This window comes from Clostridia bacterium (assembly GCA_034926675.1).
Classification (GTDB): domain Bacteria; phylum Bacillota; class DTU025; order DTU025; family DTU025; genus JAYFQW01.
Window position 1 is genome coordinate 1 of the sequence record JAYFQW010000012.1, and the last position, 16,718, is coordinate 16,718.

14 protein-coding genes are annotated in these 16,718 nt (G+C 58.0%); 11 read left to right on the plus strand and 3 right to left on the minus strand.

Features of this window, described 5'->3' with window-relative positions; translation table 11 throughout:
* A partial coding sequence (locus VB144_04715) for an ATP-binding protein (protein MEA4882960.1) occupies positions 1-220 on the plus strand: 220 nt, incomplete at its 5' end.
* A gap of 328 nt (positions 221-548) precedes the next feature.
* Here VB144_04715 and VB144_04720 read toward each other — a convergent pair.
* Positions 549-752, minus strand: a complete 204-nt coding sequence (locus VB144_04720; GenBank protein ID MEA4882961.1) for a hypothetical protein — start codon at positions 750-752, stop codon at positions 549-551.
* 103 nt (positions 753-855) lie between these two features.
* The gene (locus VB144_04725; GenBank protein ID MEA4882962.1) at positions 856-1,050 is read right to left on the minus strand and encodes a helix-turn-helix domain-containing protein; all 195 of its coding nucleotides are present in this window, start codon (positions 1,048-1,050) and stop codon (positions 856-858) included.
* Between the two features lie 280 nt (positions 1,051-1,330).
* Between VB144_04725 and VB144_04730 the strand changes: the two genes are divergently transcribed.
* The 6 genes from VB144_04730 (at position 1,331) to VB144_04755 (ending at position 6,427) form a co-directional block, all read left to right on the plus strand.
* Entirely contained in the window at positions 1,331-2,125 is a 795-nt protein-coding gene (locus VB144_04730; GenBank protein MEA4882963.1) for an ABC-2 family transporter protein, read from the plus strand.
* On the plus strand, positions 2,122-2,988 hold the full coding sequence (locus tag VB144_04735) for an ABC-2 family transporter protein (protein MEA4882964.1): 867 nt from the start codon (positions 2,122-2,124) through the stop codon (positions 2,986-2,988). The genes VB144_04730 and VB144_04735 overlap by 4 nt, the downstream gene beginning before the upstream one ends.
* Entirely contained in the window at positions 2,969-4,015 is a 1,047-nt protein-coding gene (locus tag VB144_04740; GenBank protein ID MEA4882965.1) for an ATP-binding cassette domain-containing protein, read from the plus strand. Before VB144_04735 ends, VB144_04740 begins: the two co-directional genes overlap by 20 nt.
* A 278-nt stretch (positions 4,016-4,293) precedes the next feature.
* Complete coding sequence (locus VB144_04745) at positions 4,294-5,388, plus strand: hypothetical protein (GenBank protein ID MEA4882966.1); 1,095 nt, start codon at positions 4,294-4,296, stop codon at positions 5,386-5,388.
* Between the two features lie 11 nt (positions 5,389-5,399).
* Positions 5,400-5,918 carry a hypothetical protein gene (locus tag VB144_04750; GenBank protein ID MEA4882967.1) on the plus strand — a complete coding sequence of 173 codons (519 nt, stop codon included), beginning with the start codon at positions 5,400-5,402 and terminating at the stop codon, positions 5,916-5,918.
* Positions 5,919-6,082: 164 nt separating this feature from the next.
* Complete coding sequence (locus tag VB144_04755) at positions 6,083-6,427, plus strand: nucleotidyl transferase AbiEii/AbiGii toxin family protein (protein ID MEA4882968.1); 345 nt, start codon at positions 6,083-6,085, stop codon at positions 6,425-6,427.
* Positions 6,428-6,476: 49 nt separating this feature from the next.
* On the opposite strand, the gene VB144_04760 is transcribed toward VB144_04755, so the two are convergent.
* Positions 6,477-7,142 (minus strand): PH domain-containing protein, encoded by a 666-nt coding sequence (locus tag VB144_04760; protein MEA4882969.1) that lies wholly within the window; start codon positions 7,140-7,142, stop codon positions 6,477-6,479.
* Between the two features lie 382 nt (positions 7,143-7,524).
* Between VB144_04760 and VB144_04765 the strand changes: the two genes are divergently transcribed.
* The 4 genes from VB144_04765 (at position 7,525) to VB144_04780 (ending at position 16,643) form a co-directional block, all read left to right on the plus strand.
* Positions 7,525-10,593 carry a DEAD/DEAH box helicase family protein gene (locus tag VB144_04765; GenBank protein ID MEA4882970.1) on the plus strand — a complete coding sequence of 1,023 codons (3,069 nt, stop codon included), beginning with the start codon at positions 7,525-7,527 and terminating at the stop codon, positions 10,591-10,593.
* A 1-nt stretch (position 10,594) separates the two neighbouring features.
* Positions 10,595-13,363: a site-specific DNA-methyltransferase gene (locus VB144_04770; GenBank protein ID MEA4882971.1), complete on the plus strand. Its 2,769-nt coding sequence runs from the start codon at positions 10,595-10,597 to the stop codon at positions 13,361-13,363.
* A 53-nt stretch (positions 13,364-13,416) separates the two neighbouring features.
* On the plus strand, positions 13,417-15,486 hold the full coding sequence (locus tag VB144_04775; GenBank protein MEA4882972.1) for a 3'-5' exonuclease: 2,070 nt from the start codon (positions 13,417-13,419) through the stop codon (positions 15,484-15,486).
* A 314-nt stretch (positions 15,487-15,800) separates the two neighbouring features.
* Entirely contained in the window at positions 15,801-16,643 is an 843-nt protein-coding gene (locus VB144_04780) for an abortive infection family protein (GenBank protein MEA4882973.1), read from the plus strand.
* Positions 16,644-16,718: the final 75 nt, after the last annotated feature.

The window sequence follows — 16,718 nt, forward strand, 5'->3', positions numbered from 1 at the left end:
AGTGTCCGTGTTCAACACCGGCGAACACATACCTGAGGAATGTATGGATTCGATCTGGATCAGCTTCTACAAGATCGATAAGGCGCGCACGCGCAGCCACGGAGGCACAGGGCTGGGCTTAAGCATCGTGAAAGCAGTCCAAAAGGCTCACGGCAACGAGTGCGGGTGCGAGAACGTCGACGGTGGAGTCATGTTCTGGTTCGATGTCGATCTCGCATAGAGTCAGCGCCTATCATCTTCTGACTCATACGTCGATCATGGCCGCGGCCACGCGGTCGCCATGGTGGCCACGACTCACTCAATGCTTATAAACATCACCGCGCGGTTGTATCAACAGAACAGTAACGGTTCGCTCGATCTTGTCCACCGAGTACACCACGCGGAGATCTCCAACACGGAGTCGCCACCGTCCGGGATGTCCCTGGAGCGGTTGTGTGTCGCCTCCCCATGGGTCCTGCTCCATTGCAAACAGTGCCCGCCTCAGCCTTCGATACATGGCAGGGTCCACCTTCTGCATGTAGCTCTCGGCGCGCCGGGATAGGGATACCCTATAACCTTCTCCGCCTGAGCTCACGCAACGGCGCCACCTCTCCACGGGCTACCTCTGCTTCTGCCTCCGTTAGCTCCTTCTCCTCGTCTGGAGTTAGGATCGCCGGTTCGACTTTGAGCGCCCGCGCATGGGACAGAAGCTCAGCAAGGCCCGTGTCATCCATGCTGTCTATAGTTTTCAGCAAGTCTTCTCGCACTGACAACCTTGTCACCTCCTTGATGTATTACGCGGAATATTACTTGCCCGCCTTCTCTATCACCGCCAGATACTCCATGGTCACGCCCTCCTCCTGAGTCGTGCTCGCTTCAAGGGGATGGAACACCCGCTTGCGCCAGCATCGCAGCGAGCGCCTGCCGTGGTATGCGCCAGGAGCGCCCAAGGTTCACCCCAGCCAGTCTGCCGTCGGTCAACATACGCCGAATGGTCTTGTCGCTTACGCGCAAGAAGTCTGCCACCTCATCAACAGTCAGCATTTCAGGAAGATCAGGCCATTCCTTCATGGTGGACACCTCCACCCTTATGATAACTCTGCGGCCCTTTTCGTGTCAATGCATCCCTTCACAGGACACTACAGGACGGGATCATCTCCCTAAGCCCCGCGGCCGACATGATGAGAATCGACGTCGAGGGAATTTGACCACCCAGGCGTCACCGGAATGGTGCGGATCTGGCCATCTGGCCAGGCCTTTTCTATTTGACTTGTGGGCGCCTCCTGCATTGTGGTAATGTAGAAAAACGCGCCCTCTGTGGAAGGGCCGTCCGACAGGGAGGTGGTTCAACGTGCGCCCGGCGGTCAGGCAATGGCGGGTGCTCGCAGGAAAGGGATTCGCGCAGAACCTTCAGTACTCCGCCTCGCACATAGTGAACACAATCGCCAGTGTAATCTTCGGTCTCATCTATATCTACGTATGGCGGGCGGTGACGCCTGCATCCGGATTTGGCCAATACACCTCGTCTATCATCGTTCAGTATATATGCGTTAACCAGACGACTGCGTGGTTCACCCAGTTTGGCATGAAGATACGCCACAGGATAGCTGAATCAGTGAGATCGGGCAGGATCGCAGTGGAGCTGGCGCGCCCCATGGATTTCTTCCACTACCGCATGGCCTTTGAATACGGCGCGCAGCTTTACAGCCTTGTGTTTCGCGGCCTTCCTGTGGGCATTGGCCTTTCGTTCTTCGCACAACTGCGCACGCCCGGGTCGGCCATGACGTGGCTGTGGGCCTTGGCATCATTGGCCATAGGCGGCTATATCGGCATCGCCCTGGGCTATCTGGTCGGCATATCGTCTTTCTGGACCAACGAGATCCGCACGCTGTCATGGGTGGTTTTCTCCTTGCAGTCGCTCTTGGGCGGGATCTCGATGCCACTTGAAGTTCTGCCTCGTCCATTGGAATTGCTGGCCAAGACTTCTCCCTTTGCTCACTTGGCCTACTATCCTGCGCGGATCTACCTGGGACTCTCGGGGCCGGCGCCGATAATGGCTGGTTTGGCGTGGGCCGCTGTTCTCACGATTGCCGCTCATCAGGTTACGGCTCTTGCACGCCGGCGACTGGAGGTGCAGGGAGGATGACAGGAATGACGGGCATAAGGCCGGAGGCAGAGGCGGCAGGGACGACCACCACTATCTGGGCGAGGCTCTCGCGGGCTGCGCGAGTATACCGTACACTTGTGTCTGCCAGCACTAGAGGACAGATGCAATACAGGCTGGATTTCCTGGGAAGCACGCTTGTTCAAGCCGTAATGGGCGCCGACAGCCTGCTGTTCATAGGCGCGATACTGTGGAGATTCGGCCCTGTCATGGGTTGGGGCATCTTTGACATCGGGATGCTGTTTGCAGTTTCGCGCATGGGAAATGGCATATACATGCTGCTTTGCAATGAACTTGATGCATTCGAAGCATACATGGTCAACGGTGACTTCGATACACTGATGATCAGGCCTTGGCCTACGCTGTTCACCCTGTTGGCGCGGGGAACGGGTATTCGCCGACTCTCATTTCTTGTGCAAGGCGTAGCTGCTGGCGCCATAGCGGCGCCGCGGCTCGCGACAGCGGGCGTGATTCGGGGCTGGGATTTCATGTGGGTGCTGGCCTCCGTAGTCTGGACTACACTGCTGTTCTTCGCGGTGGGCCTCGCCACGGCCGCGGCGGGATTTTGGATCGTGCGGATTGAGGAGTTGCAGGTGTTCACTCTTATCGCGCCGTCTACTGCCACAATGTATCCACTGGATGTATACCCGTCCTGGCTGCGGCGACTCTTCGTCACGGTGTTGCCCCTAGGGCTCGGCAGCTACGTCCCTCTCAGGTTCATCCTGGACAAGGGGGGCACGGTTACGGATCTGTTGTGGCCGGCGCTGGCCAGCCCTGTGGCGGTGTGGCTGGCGCTGAAGTTATGGAAGGCGGGGGAGGCGCACTATGCGAGCACAGGGACGTAGGGAGGGCGCCGCGGTTGTGGCGGACGAGTTGTGCAAGGTATACCGCTCACCGGTGAGAAGACCTGGCTTCTGGGGGAGTGTACGGCAGTTGGCAGCCGGGGAAACCCGCGATGTGATTGCTGTCGATGGCGTCAGTTTCGGCATCGGCCAGGGCGAGTTTGTTGGCTACATCGGACCAAACGGGGCGGGGAAGTCCACTACTGTCAAGATGCTCACCGGGATTCTGCACCCCACATCAGGGAGTGTTCAGGTGAATGGACTGTCGCCTTCGCGGGCGCGGGAGCAAGTGGCGCAGCAGATAGGCGTGGTGTTCGGCCAGCGCACGCAGTTGTGGTGGGACCTTCCCACGATCGACTCCTTCGAGATACTGGCTGCCATGTATGACGTGGCGCCCGCGGACTACAGGCGATTCATGGGCGAGTTCACCGACCTGCTTGGCCTGGACGAGTTCCTCGACACCCCCGTGCGCCGGCTGTCGCTTGGGCAGCGAATGAGGGCCGACATCGCGGCGGCGCTGATCCACAGGCCACGGGTGCTGTTTCTCGATGAGCCCACCATCGGCCTGGACGTAATGGCCAAGGCGCAGGTGCGCGACTTCCTGGCCCGGGTCAACCGTGATCACGGGGTCACGATCCTGCTGACCACTCACGACATGCGCGACATTGAAGAGCTGTGCCGGCGGGTGATGGTGATAAACCATGGGAAACTCATGTTCGACGGCAGCCTGGAATCACTCATCGCGAGCGCCGGATTGCCTGCCACGATGCGGCTGCGCCTGTCGAGCATCGCCTCCGGCGTGGCTGTAGGGCAAACGCTGGGAGGAACATTGGGAGAGGCGTTGGAAGACGAGCTGTGCACCGTCACAGCGGTGGACTACTCGGCGAAAAGCGTAGACCTGGCGTTCGACCGCAGGAAGGCATCCGCGGCTCAGGTGCTCTGGGCAGCGCGGGAGCTGGGCGAAGTTCGCGACGTGAGCCTGGCCGAAGCGGGGATGGAAGAGACGGTTAAGTGGTTGTTGACGGAGTAGGAGTCGAAGCGCGCGCCGAGGGTCGCGGACTACTACGATTAGCGGTGGAATTTTGAGACAGGTGTAACCTTGACGCCCAGAGACGCTGCCTGACATAATAAAATAAGCCATATCACATGCCGTTTATAACCACATCGAGAAGGAGGTTGCCCATGTCATCTAGGCTTTTCCTGTGGCGCACTCTGGCGGGGGTGCTGTTAGTCACCCTATGTGCTCTGTTCGTCCTGTCAGCCAGTGTGGATTGCGCGGCGAAGCTGCCGGGGGGCGTTACATCTCGGTTGAAGAAGATCGGCGAGTACATGGTCAAAGTGGAAAAGGCGTTGGCAGAGCAGCGTATCAACCGCAATGACCTTGATCGGGCGCAGCAGGCGCTGGATGAGATCATCAAGCAGTATCCGGACTATGCCAATGCCGAAGAAGTGCGCGCGGCCGCGCAGCGGATCGAGGCAGGGCGACAGGCCATCGAGGAACTCGAGAAGGACAAGGCAGCCGCCAAAGAGGCCGAAGCCAATGCCCTGAAGGCGGCGGAAGCCGCCGCGGAGCAGTGGGCGGAGAGACTGTCGCTGTACAAAGCCGATGCCGCCGAGAACGCGAAAGGCCGGTTTGGGGTCCCGATGAGCGACGCCGCCCAGATCGTCGCGTTCAATCCGCAATACGAGGAAGCTGAAGCCGTGTACGAGGAGTTCCTGAAGACCGGCATTGACAAAGACTCGCACTGGAAGCTGCGCGAGGCGGAGTACAATATCCGTGTTTCGCTGGAGAATTACCGCAACAGCGTCACACGCGTGTATGACGAGACGCTGACCCGCGTGAGGCAAGTACGCGACTGGCTGATCGCACAGAAAGCCGCACCTAAACCCAACGTGTATCCCAAAGATCAACTTGAGGTTGTCCGAGCCATGGTCGCCGGCGTACGGCTGCTGTATCCCGCGGAAAGCGAGGAGTTGAAGTCGCTGGAGGCCGATGCCGCGGAGATGGAATCCCTGCAGGCGGCCATCGACGACATCGTGTTACAGAGCCGGTGCATGCAGCCCGATGCCTTCAAGGGGCAGGAGTCCGCTACACTGAAGAAGCTGGCTGAGGGCATTGTGTTGAAAGCCTATCCGAAAGCAGAGATACTCCGGGTACATATCGTCAGCGCTGACTGGACGACGGAGCGCGTGGAAGAATGGACTGACACGACCAAGACCGCCTGGCGGGTTCGAGTCACTCGGGGCGTTAACGCGCAGGTGGCGGTGAAACATGAGGGGGAGTGCTTCCTTCACACCACCTTCCTGCATCAAGACACCATCGGCGGAACCGCCAACCCGCTCACTGGCCACATCATGTTCACGGACAGAATCCTCGAGGCGAACCTGCCGCCGTTGTCCTGAGCCAGACCGCGGTGGAACTACGAACCGATCAGGGAATCGATTGGGGGCGGATGTTTGTCCGTCCCTTTGCTGCATTCTGCGGCGAAATGCTTGTTGATGCAAAGGACGACCTCGAGATCATCCGCCGACTGATCCCCGAATCCATCCTTTGCATGGAGAGCGCGCTCCACTACCATGGGTACATCGATCGAACCCCGGATGTGTGGCACATCGCGGTGAGCAAGAACATGAACAAGAAGAAGGTCAGGCTCGAGTACCCGCCGATCAAGGTGCATTTCGTGGCCCCGCATCTACTCGACGTGGGCGTGTGCGAAGGCATGGTCAGCGGGGCAAGTGTTCGCGTCTATGACAGAGAGAGGGCTGTGTGCGATGCGATACGGCATTCCAGCAAGATGGACGCCGAGGTCGTTAACCAGACGATTCGGTCTTACGTCGCGGACCCCGCCAAGAACGTTGGCAGGCTCATGGATTACGCGAGAGTGTTTCGGATCCAACGTAAAGTCGAGAGCTTCGTGGGGGTGTGGCTGTAGTGAGCAACGTGTTCCAGTCTGTGGTCGACAGGCTGAGAAGCAAGGCCCGGCGTTCGGGGATGAGCTTTCAGCTGGTGCTACAGTTGTCCTGCCAGGAGGAGTCTCTGAGAAGGCTGGCGAGGTCGCAGTAAGGGATATCAAACGAAATCGGTACCGTTGAGCAAGTGGTAAAGGCGATACTGGACGTTCCTTCAGGCAACGATTATGTTGTCTATGATGTGGAGCACTGCGATCCCATTGCGGAGGGCAGAGAATACGCCGGAGCAAGAGTGCAACTCGTTGGGCGTGTCGGGAACACTAGGACACCGTTTCACGTCGATGTGGCTGTTGGCGATGTAGTGACGCCGAAACCGATTGAGCGGGAGATCCCAACGCAGCTCGACGGATTTGAAGTACCCGCGATCCTAACATACTCCCTGGAGTCGACTGTTGCCGAGAAACTTGGGGAGTGGGATCTGCAAGAGAGGCGGTACATATCAGCAATCCCTGCTGTTGGCAGTGAAGATTAGAAGGGCTTACAACAGCGGGTGCAGGCTGCATCGAAAACACCCTGTGCGCTCACTCGCGTCCAGATCCGTGCGCATCGTCCCGACGCATCTGCGCCTGAACGATGAGATCCCTGACCGCGAGGACGTCATCGATGAGATCAAAGGAAGGCGGTTCGATGCGTCTGTAGCCATGGTATCGATACTCATCCAATGATGAGCCACGCCAACCGGGCAAGTAGCCAGGCGTTCCGACGAGTATTGTGCCTGATCCGTCGGCTCTGCGGGTCACGTTCAGCTCTCCGATGCGCTCCAGCGGGATGGAGATGAAATGGCTTCCCCAGAACCCGGTGACGATGAGTATGCGCTTGTCGGTGACGCCGTAATAGGTGTTCTGCCTGATGCGCGCATCCACGAAGAATCGGCCCACCAGCAAGTAGAGCCCTACTGCGATGAAGACAAACCCAAATAGGTCGAATATGGCGAGCGGACGCATGAATACCGGTCGGCCTGTGAAGGGATTCTTGGTTATTGTGAACCCGCCGGGCGCTATCCCCCTGCCCATGGATCCGGCGGCGCCGGTGATGTAGACCGCCATGGCCAGCCACAAGAGGCTGAAGACGGTAACCGGCAAGTCGTATGGGCGGAAGGCCAGCCCCGGTCGGGGCCTGCCGGTCCATATCGCCGTCTCTCCCGGAGTGAGCTGAGCGCCGATTACCTGTTCAGCATCCTGCCACACTATCGACACCTCCTACAGCTACCGATCATGCTTCGATGAACCTTCGAGGGTTCCTGCCTGTACACCGCAGTTGCTGGCGCACAATAGCGCAGAATTGCGAAGGAATTCCAGAGCATTTTGACGAACACTAGCATTTGGCAGTCCGGTCTGAGCGGTGTTGTGGTTGGAAAAGGCTGTACTCAGCGCCCATGAAGGCCCAGGGGCAGCAGAATGCCGACGCCGCATCACGGAGCATATGAAGCAGATCTGTTTGCCATAGACTCAGACACACCACAAATCACCACGCCTTCCGACGGGCCAGATGCTGCGGCACTTATCATTGTACGTACGGATCTGGGACACCTGTACCGACCGAGTGAATCGTCTTGAGGAGAGGAAACACGTGAACAACAGATTCTTCGAGAGGCCTATTCTCAACTCTCCCTATGAGTACCCTGAGAGGCACTGGGAGCTTGACGATCAGGGCCAGCCAACGCAACAAATCATCGAAAGGCGCCGCAGCGCTGAGTTCATCACGCCAATTCCAAAGCCCAGGAAGCGCAAAGGCCTGCTCGGCCAACTACATATCGTGTTCGATGAGGGCAAAGGGCTTTCAACTGAAGAGCAACAGTACGACCCGACACCGATTATCAACGAACTCCGCCATCACGTGGACGAGTGGCGAAACAGGCCGAACCCGGGCGACTGGCAAGTCACACCTGAAACGGCTCGCTTGCTTCATCATTGGCGGCATCATAGGTTCAACGACATTCGGCCATTCTTCTGCCAGGTTGAAGCGGTTGAGACTGTCATCTGGTTGACAGAGGTTGCCCCCAAGGCTGGGAAGACCGGAAGAGGCTTTCTCGAGCACCTGGCCAATGCCAACAACGAGGCCAACCCGGACCTGATGCGTCTGGCATTGAAGCTTGCCACTGGCGCTGGCAAGACTACCGTCATGGCAATGCTGATTGCGTGGCAGACTGTCAACTCTGTGCGCCGACGAGGCAGCAGGAAATTCACTCGTGGGTTCCTCGTTGTCGCGCCAGGCCTGACCATCCGCGATCGGCTGCGTGTGCTTCAGCCCAATGACCCGGACAGCTACTACGAAAGCCGCGAACTCGTCCCAAACGATATGCTGGATGATCTGAAACGTGCCAAGATCGTGATCACGAACTATCACGCATTCAAGCTCCGCGAACGCGTCGAGCTATCCAAGGGCGGTCGTTCCCTCCTGCAGGGCCGGGGCGAAGCGCTCAACACATTGGAAACTGAGGGAGAGATGCTCCAACGCGTGATGCCCGAGCTTATGGGCATCAAGAACATCATCGTCATAAACGATGAGGCACACCACTGCTATCGCGAAAAGCCCAAAAGTGATGAGGAAGAAGTGCTGAAGGGGGACGATAGGGAAGAGGCGGAGAAGAACAACGAGGCCGCCCGTCTCTGGATCACTGGCCTGGAAGCCGTCAACCGTAGGCTGGGGATTGCGCAAGTGGTTGACCTTTCGGCGACACCGTTCTTCCTTCAGGGCTCGGGTTATGCGGAGGGCACGCTATTCCCCTGGACGATGAGCGACTTCTCGTTAATGGACGCAATCGAATGTGGAATCGTCAAACTGCCCCGGGTGCCTGTGGCCGACAATATCCCCGGCGGCGAGATGCCCAAGTTTCGCAACCTCTGGGAGTACATCCGCAGGCGCATGCCCAAGAAGGGCAGAGGCAAAGCGAAGACTCTCGATCCGCTCAGTTTGCCTGTTGAGCTGCAGACAGCTCTTGAGGCCCTCTACGGGCACTACGCAAAGACATACGAGCTGTGGCAGAAGAGTGGCATTCACGTTCCTCCATGTTTCATTGTGGTCTGCAATAACACGTCCACCTCCAAGTTGGTCTACGATTACATCTCAGGCTTCCACCGTGAGAACGAGGACGGTTCAACCGTTCTCGAGAATGGCCGCCTCGAGCTCTTCCGGAATTTCGACGGCAATGGGAACCCGTACCCGCGCCCACGCACGTTACTAATCGACAGCGAACAGCTGGAATCAGGCGATGCGCTGGACAAGGACTTTCGCGATATGGCAGCCAACGCGATCGAGCGTTTTCGTCGGGAGATCGTCGAACGTACGGGTGATCCCCGACAGGCCGAGAATCTTACGGACCAGGATCTACTTCGAGAAGTCATGAACACCGTGGGCAAGATAGGGCGGCTTGGTGAGTCCATTCGCTGCGTTGTTTCGGTTTCCATGCTTACCGAAGGATGGGACGCCAACACGGTTACGCACGTGCTGGGTGTGCGTGCGTTTGGCACACAGCTTCTGTGCGAGCAGGTAGTAGGCAGGGCACTGCGCCGCCAGTCGTATGACCTCAATGAGGAGGGCCTGTTCAACGTCGAGTATGCTGACGTGCTGGGTATACCGTTCGACTTTACGGCCAAGCCGGTTGTGGCGCCGCCGCAACCCCCACGCGAGACTGTACAGGTCAGAGCTGTGCACCCTGATCGCGACCACCTCGAAATTCGGTTCCCACGTGTCGAAGGCTACCGTGTTGAGCTGCCCGAAGAACGGCTTACGGCCGATTTCAATGCTGACTCCATACTTGAGCTGACCCCCGATCTAGTTGGCCCTTCAATCACGAAGAACGCCGGGATCATCGGCAAAGATGTCGATCTCAACCTCGAGCACCTGAAAGACGCACGGCGGTCTACGCTGCTGTTTCACATTGCCAAGCGCCTGCTCTACACCAAGTGGCGAGACCCTGGCGAAGAGCCCAAACTCTACCTGTTCGGTCAACTGAAACGCATTACCAAGCAGTGGCTCGACACCTGCTTGGTGTGCAAGGGCGGCGCCTACCCGGCTCAGTTGATGTACCAAGAGTTGGCCGACATGGCCTGCGAGCGCATTACGGCTGGCATCACTCGTACTCTAGTGGATGAACGACCTGTGAAGGCCATGCTCGACCCGTACAACCCAATCGGATCCACCATGTACGTGAACTTCAACACATCAAAGAAGGACCGTTGGGAGACGGACGCACGCCGCTGTCACATCAACTGGGTGATCCTTGATAGTGACTGGGAAGCCGAGTTCTGTCGAGTGGCCGAGTCTCATCCGCGAGTCAGAGCTTACGTTAAGAACCACAACCTCGGCCTGGAAGTGCCATACCGCTACGGCTCAGAGATGCGGCGATACATACCTGACTTCATCGTCCTCGTTGATGATGGGCATGGTCCTGATGATCTGCTCCACCTCATCGTCGAGATCAAGGGCTATCGGCGCGAGGATGCGAAGGAGAAGAAGTCCACAATGGAGACGTACTGGATACCAGGCGTCAACAACCTTAGCAGGTATGGTCGCTGGACGTTTGCTGAGTTCACGGAGGTATACCAGATTGAGACCGACTTTGAAGCCAAGGTGGAAGCCGAGTTTAACAAAATGATCGCCTCAGTGACCGCTCGGGCGACTGTCGAGGTGAACTAATATGGCCAAGAATACCACAGGAAAGACGGTTGAAACCCTTACGCACGATGAGGCATCGCGCAGGAATATCCCTACGGCCGAATACCAGTCGGTCATGGCCAAGGACGACCTTAACTCCATCCGCATTGTCTACGAGCGCCGCAACCGCGACCTCGACCCCCAGCTTGTCTGGCGTGGCAAGGATTATCAGGACTGGTCTGACCTCGTCGTTCAGGCGCCTCCCCTGTACATCCAGGAGAAGGTCCATCCCAAGGTGCTGATTGACGATCTGCTCCGGCACCCCGAGGCCGATAAGCCAGCAGCGGGAGATCAGCTCAACCTCTTCGCCGATTTCAATGGACTGCCGAGCGAGAGCGCCAAGACAGAGTTCTACCAGCACGACGCCAACTGGACCAACCGGATGATCCTGGGCGATAGTCTGCAGGTAATGGCCTCATTGGCTGAGCGTGAAGGCCTCCGAGGCAAGGTGCAGTGCATCTACTTTGACCCGCCGTACGGGATCAAGTTCAACTCCAACTTCCAGTGGTCCACAACGAGCCGAGATGTGAAGGACGGCAACGTAGATCACATCACCCGCGAGCCAGAGCAGGTCAAGGCGTTCCGAGACACCTGGCGGGATGGAATTCATTCGTATTTGACATATCTGCGGGACCGGCTGACCGTGGCGCGGGATCTGCTGGCTGATAGCGGCTCCATTTTCGTGCAGATCGGCGATGAGAACGTTCACCGCGTGCGGGCGCTGATGGATGAGGTGTTCGAGGAGAGTAACTTCGTCAGCCTCATTCTGTTCAAGAAGACCGGGGGACTGACCGCGAACTTCCTTGCATCGGTTGGGGATTACCTACTATGGTACGCTAAGCGAAAAGAGACAGCAAAGTTCCATCAGCATTACAAGGAGAAGGTTCCGGGCGAAACCGGAGGAACCCAGTTCAAGTATGAGCTGCTGGACGATCAGTCACTCACCGAAGTCGGATATGAGGTTGCTGCACAGTTGCCACCTGATCGAGCGGCCTACCACGACAACATAACATCACAGGGTAATCCACCCTATTGTTACATGTTCCGAGGCCGAGCGTATGAGCGAGGGTACAAGCCATCTCCGGACAATCTTCAGCGAGTGGATCGGGCTGGCCGCTTTGTCGTTGTTGGGAAGACGCCACGGTACATCCGTAGACTAGCTGATTTCGGTGTATACGCAATCAACGAGTTGTGGGACGACTTGTCAATAAGCGGGTTTTCGCATGACAAAATCTACATAGTCCAGACTGCAACCTCGGTCATAGAACGTTGCATCCTCATGACCACTGACCCAGGCGACCTCGTTCTCGACCCCACCTGTGGCTCCGGGACAACTGCCTACGTCGCCGAGCGATGGGGCCGTCGCTGGATTACCATCGACACTTCTCGCGTGGCGCTTGCCCTGGCCCGTGCCAGGATCATGGGTGCCCGGTATCCCTACTACTTGCTTGCCGACAGTCGCGACGGCCAGCACAAGGAAGCAGAGATTACTCGTACCGCTCCGTCTGAGGCTCCGACCCGTGGCGATATCCGCCAGGGATTCGTCTATGAGCGGGTGCCTCACATCACGCTCAAATCGATTGCCAACAACGCTGAGATCGACGTCATCTGGGAGAGGTTCCAGGAGATGCTCGAACCGCTCCGCGGGAGGCTCAACAAGGCGGTTGGAACAACATGGGAGGAATGGGAGATCCCCCGTGACGCAAACGATAAGTGGTCGCGGGAGGCCAAAGACTTGCACGGGAAGTGGTGGGAACAGCGCATCGCCCGGCAGAAGGAGATCGACGCCTCCATCGCGGCCAAAGCCGAGTTTGAGTACCTCTACGACAAGCCGCATGAGGACAGTAAGAAGGTCCGCGTGGCCGGGCCGTTTACGGTAGAGAGCCTGTCTCCCCACCGCGTGCTGGGTGTAGACGAGAATGACGAGCTGATCGACGGCGCGAAGGAATCAGGGGCTGGCTACGGCGAAGAGCGGGGTTTCGTCCAGATGATACTCGAGAACCTCAGGACAGCCGGTGTACAGCAGGCCCACAAAGATGACAAGATCAACTTCACCTCGATCACGCCCTGGCCGGGGTACATGATCTGCGCCGAAGGGCGCTATATCGAGGGAGACGAGGAATCAGGCGCTGAGAAACGTGCTGCGATCTTCATAGGCCCTGAGTTCGGAACAGTGTCACGGCCCGATCTTGTCGCAGCCGCCCGAGAGGCTGGCGATGCGGACTTCGATGTACTTGTCACCTGCGCCTTCAACTACGATGCCCAGTCCTCGGAATTCCACAAACTCGGCCGAATTCCGGTACTCAAGGCCCGGATGAACGCCGATTTGCACATGGCCGACGACCTGAGGAATACCGGTAAGGGAAACCTGTTTGTGATCTTCGGCGAGCCGGACATCGACATTCTCGACGCTGAGAACGGCCAAATCCGGGTGAAGATCAACGGCGTAGACGTGTTCCACCCGAACACCGGCGAAGTGCTTAGCGACGGGGCAGACGGGATCGCCTGTTGGTTCATCGACACCGACTACAACGAAGAGAGCTTCTTCGTGCGCCACGCTTACTTCCTTGGCGCAAACGATCCATACAAGGCACTCAAGACCACACTCAAGGCTGAGATCAACGAAGAGGCTTGGGAAACGCTGCATAGCGACACCTCTCGGCCGTTTGATAAGCCCCAGAGCGGGCGCATAGCAGTAAAGGTTATCAACCACCTTGGCGATGAAGTGATGAAGGTGTTTCGGGTAGGGTAATGGCTCAATAGATGAGATGGGCTCTGGCGGATCGGGGATAGTGGGGTGAACCAATGGAATTCCGCATCGCTGATACGTTTACTGATAGCCTGGCCCGATTGACCGGCGAGGAACAGAAGACGGTCAAGACGACTGCCTTCGATCTGCAGCTTAACCCCGCGAACCCGGGAATGCAGTTCCACAGGCTTGACCGGGCGAAAGACAAGTGCTTCTGGTCCGTGCGGGCCGGCAGTGACATCCGGCTGATCGTACACAGAACGGATGCGTCTCTATTGCTATGCTACGTTGACCATCACGACACTGCGTACGACTGGGCTGAGCGACGTAGGCTCGTGACCCACCCGAAGACCGGTGCTGCTCAGTTGGTGGAGATCCGGGAGACGGTCAAAGAGATCACCATCCCGAAATACGTCGAGGCCCACGAACCGCCGCCCAAGCCGCTGCTGTATGCTGACGTCTCTGACGACGATCTGCTGAGCTATGGTGTGCCAACCGATTGGATCGACGAGGTGCGGGAGGCCAACGAGGACACCGTGCTGGAGTTGGCCGACCATCTGCCAAGTGAGGCTGCCGAGGCGCTGCTGAATCTGGCCATCGGCGTCACGCCGCAAGTCGCTCAGCCCACCGCGGTCGGAACTGATCCGTTCGATCATCCCGACGCACAGCGGCGCTTCCGAGTGATGACCAACGTTGAGGAACTGGAACGCGCCCTCGAATACCCGTGGGAGAAGTGGACTGTGTTTCTGCATCCAGCGCAGCGAGAGTTGGTTGAACGGTCCTACAATGGACCGACGCGGATTTCCGGTTCGGCAGGCACGGGGAAGACGGTCGTCGCCCTGCATCGGGCCGTCTTTCTTGCCCGCAGCAATCCCGATGCAAGGGTGTTGCTCACGACGTTCTCCGAGACCTTAGCAAATGTGCTCAGAACGAGCCTGACAAGGTTGATCAGTAACGAACCGCGCATTGGGGAACGCCTGGAAGTCCAATCAATGAACGCAGTTGGCCTACGGCTCTTCGGGCTGAACTTTGGCCGTCCGAGCATCGCATCCAGGGAGGCAGTTGCACAGCTGCTGGCCGAAGCCGCCGGACAAGTCGATGAACAGAGCTTCAGCTCGCATTTCCTGATGACTGAGTGGCAGGACGTTGTTGACGCATGGCAGCTGGAAACCTGGGAGGCGTATCGCGACGTAGTGCGTCTGGGACGCAAGACACGCCTGCCGGAGAAGCAACGTGCCGTGTTGTGGGCGGTCTTTGACCGTGTTCGGTCCCGCCTGAAGGATCAGAGCTTGATCACCTACTCCGACCTGTTCAATCAACTGGCGCTCCGGTTTGCGAAGAGCAAGCATCCGCCTTTCGACTTTGTGGTTGTGGACGAGGCGCAAGATGTCGGTGTGGCTCAGTTGCGGTTTCTTGCCGCGCTCGGAGCTGGACGACCAGATAGTCTCTTCTTCGCTGGCGACCTTGGCCAACGCATTTTCCAGCAGCCTTTCTCGTGGAAGGCGCTGGGGGTCGATGTCCGCGGGCGCTCCAAGGCTCTTCGAATCAACTACCGGACATCACACCAGATCAGAATGCAGGCTGACCGGCTGCTGGAACCCGAGTTGTCTGACGTTGATGGCAATTCCGAAGGACGGCGCGGTACGATTTCGGTATTCAACGGACCGAAACCAATCATCAAGGTGCTAGACACCCGTGAGGCGGAAATCGACACGGTCAGCCGTTGGCTTGCGGAACGAGTAAGCGAGGGATTGGCGCCCCACGAGATAGGCATTTTCGTGCGTTCTTCGGCTGAAATGGACAGAGCCTGCGCGGCAGCGGAGAAAGCAGGAGTCCCGTTCAAGGTGCTAGACGAGAAAGTCGGAACAACTAGCGGTTACGCTTCGATTAGCGCTATGCACCTTGCTAAGGGCCTAGAGTTCCGCGCTGTTGCCGTAATGGCCTGTGATGACGAAGTCATCCCACTTCAGGAACGGATCGAGACTGTCTCTGACGACTCAGACCTGGAAGAAGTGTACAACACCGAACGCCACTTGCTTTACGTTGCATGCACCCGTGCGCGCGATCAGCTGCTGGTGACCAGCGTCAAGCCGGTGTCGGAGTTTATTGGGGATTTGGAAATCTGAAAGGGCCATCGAGTCCCTTTGACTACGGGCGGGGTTGCCACGTAGCCCTGTAAGCGTGAAGGACCGAGTTCAGCGGTTACGACTATGGCACTGCGTCTCACTCTGATGTGACTATGGGCGGCAATCCGATATCCGTCTACCGTCATGGCGAAGGTTGATACCATGTTTGCTCCTGGTGGCAGCATCTAGCAAGCGTATCCAGCAAACGGCCGATGGCGGGTGGTTCGGTTGGGACCACTGAGCACTGCCGCTGATACGCATCCCGGGGGCATATGGGCTGTTACTTATTACCTGACATGGAAGGGGTGCATCACATGGCACGAGCTCCTCTGTCGGACACGATTATCACTGCGTTGGCGCGGCTTGTCGACGATTCGCAGGAGGCGACGCGGCGCGACCCTAGCCACTCGGACCTTGATTTCCGCTTCAGGCGTGTGGGCCTTGAGAGCGCAGATCCTAGTGCAATGGGGCAGAAGGTCGGTAAGGCGAAACGTGTTCGGGCAGTTCTTAGCTCGGCTCTCGACAATGACGTTGCAGCCGGGGAGCGGCTCGTCGACTCTCTTCTTGCAGCGATTCGCGGTTGCGGAGGATTCCGAGAGGACTCCTCCAACTACGTGGGCCGTGACTCCATACTCAACGCCGTACAAGCCTTCCAGGAGGAAGGGTTCGCCCTATCGACCGATGGTGAGCTCCACCCAATGGTCTTGGAAAACTTGTCGGATGAGGATTTGACAGTCGCACTGCGAGCTTATGTTCGGCGCGCGAGGAGAGGAGTTCTAGATGCCGCACTTCTTGCAGGTACGGGCAAGGATCTGCTTGAGGCGGTCGCGAAGCATGTCCTGAACAGGGTGTGGGGGCGCTATCCCGACACGAATCTCGCCGGCCTTCTCGGGCAGGCTTTTATTGCACTAGACATGGCGACTCCCATGGATAAGCCCACGCAAGGCGAAGCGCCCCAGAAGCAGTATGAAAGGGTGCTGTATCACCTGGGATGTGCTGTTAGCACTCTCCGCAACAAGGAGGGCACAGGGCACGGGCGACCGTTTCTGCCTACTCTGTCTCAGGCGGAGGCTGCTAATGCAGTGCAGGCGATAGGGCTTGTCTGCGATTACATGCTTCAGAAGCTGGATGCTCGATCGCCGAAGGATGATGCCTAACAGACCTGTTCAGCGGATGGGTGAGGGTGGGAAGCTCTTCGTAAGCGCCGAATGCCGTCGTTGACACGCGAATCC

Coding starts and splice junctions, on each gene's coding strand:
- VB144_04725 (MEA4882962.1), bottom strand. CDS start 1,050: ATGAAGGAATGGCCTGATCTTCCTGAAATGCTGACTGTTGATGAGGTG.
- VB144_04735 (MEA4882964.1), top strand. CDS start 2,122: ATGACAGGAATGACGGGCATAAGGCCGGAGGCAGAGGCGGCAGGGACG.
- VB144_04740 (MEA4882965.1), top strand. CDS start 2,969: ATGCGAGCACAGGGACGTAGGGAGGGCGCCGCGGTTGTGGCGGACGAG.
- VB144_04770 (MEA4882971.1), top strand. CDS start 10,595: ATGGCCAAGAATACCACAGGAAAGACGGTTGAAACCCTTACGCACGAT.
- VB144_04775 (MEA4882972.1), top strand. CDS start 13,417: ATGGAATTCCGCATCGCTGATACGTTTACTGATAGCCTGGCCCGATTG.
- VB144_04780 (MEA4882973.1), top strand. CDS start 15,801: ATGGCACGAGCTCCTCTGTCGGACACGATTATCACTGCGTTGGCGCGG.